This window comes from Nocardia wallacei (assembly GCF_029868745.1).
Lineage (GTDB): Bacteria > Actinomycetota > Actinomycetes > Mycobacteriales > Mycobacteriaceae > Nocardia > Nocardia wallacei_B.
Genome location: NZ_JARWOP010000276.1, coordinates 1 through 1,419, shown reverse-complemented (window position 1 = coordinate 1,419; position 1,419 = coordinate 1). Strand labels below are relative to the sequence as shown.

The 1,419-nt window shown below is 65.1% G+C and carries 1 protein-coding gene; it reads left to right on the top strand.

The features are described 5' to 3' along the window. Window positions 1-132: 132 nt before the first annotated feature. Window positions 133-1,365, top strand: coding sequence for an IS256 family transposase (locus tag QH470_RS24725; protein ID WP_280274730.1), 1,233 nt, complete (start codon window positions 133-135; stop codon window positions 1,363-1,365). Window positions 1,366-1,419 lie beyond the last annotated feature (54 nt).

Genomic DNA, 1,419 nt, shown 5'->3' with positions numbered 1-1,419 from the left:
GGTTGAGTCCAGCAGGATGGTGTACGACCGGACGCCAGCAAAGTCTGTGTGTGTCGTAGCCGGGTAGAGGGTGGTCACCGCGTGATCCTTCAAAAGACCGCCAAGTCACTTGAAGGAAAGAAAGTTCACGCGATGACCTCTGTCCAGCCTATCGACCCGTCCAAGATGCTGTCGGACCAACTCGCCGTCGCGAGCCCGGACCTGCTGCGCGACATGATGTCCACGTTCATCCAGGCGTTGATGAGCGCCGAGGCCGACACGATGTGCGGCGCCGGCTACGGCGAACGCTCCGACGAGCGGGTCAACAGCCGCAACGGCTACCGCCACCGCGACTTCGACACCCGTGTCGGCACGATCGACGTCGCGATCCCGAAACTGCGTGCGGGCAGTTACTTCCCGGATTGGCTGCTCGAGCGCCGCAAACGTGCCGAACGGGCGCTGACTTCGGTGGTGGCGACCTGTTATCTGCTCGGCGTCTCGACCCGCCGCATGGAGAAGCTGGTCGAATCCCTGGGTGTGACAAAGCTTTCCAAATCCCAGGTATCGATCATGTCCGCCGAGCTCGACACCCAGGTCGAGGCGTTCCGCACCCGCCCGCTCGATCAAGGCCCTTACACCTTCGTCGCCGCCGACGCGCTGGTATTGAAAGTCCGCGAGAACGGGCGCGTGGTCAACGTGCACACCCTGGTCGCGACCGGTGTCAACGCCGAGGGCTACCGCGAAATCCTCGGCATCCAGGTCACCAGCGGCGAGGACGGCGCCGGCTGGCTGGCGTTCTTCCGTGACCTGGTCGCTCGCGGTCTGTCCGGAGTCAGCTTGGTCACCTCCGACGCCCACGCCGGTCTGGTCGCCGCGATCGGCGCCACCCTGCCCGGCGCGGCCTGGCAACGCTGCCGAACCCATTACACGGTGAACCTGATGTCGATCACCCCGAAATCGTCGTGGCCGTGGGTGCGCACCCTGCTGCACTCGGTGTTCGATCAAGCCGACGCCGAATCCGCTGCCGCCCAATATGACCGGATGCTCGACGCGTTGACCGAGAAGCTGCCGAAGGTGGCCGCCCACCTCGACACCGCCCGCGCGGACCTGCTGTCGTTCACCACATTCCCCAAACAGATCTGGCGCCAGATCTGGTCCAACAACCCGCAAGAGCGGCTGAACAAGGAAATCCGCCGCCGCACTGACGTTGTCGGCATCTTCCCCGACCGCCAAGCCATCATCCGCCTCGTCGGCGCCGTGCTCGCCGAACAGCACGACGAATGGATCGAAGGCCGCCGCTACCTCGGCCTCGACGTCCTCGCCCGCTCCCGCGGCCTCACCGACCCCACCGAACAGGAGGACACCACCCCAGCACTGACCGCCTGACCGAACAGGATCACGCGGCAATCACCCCGTTACACCACCCGCTTGGACTTGACC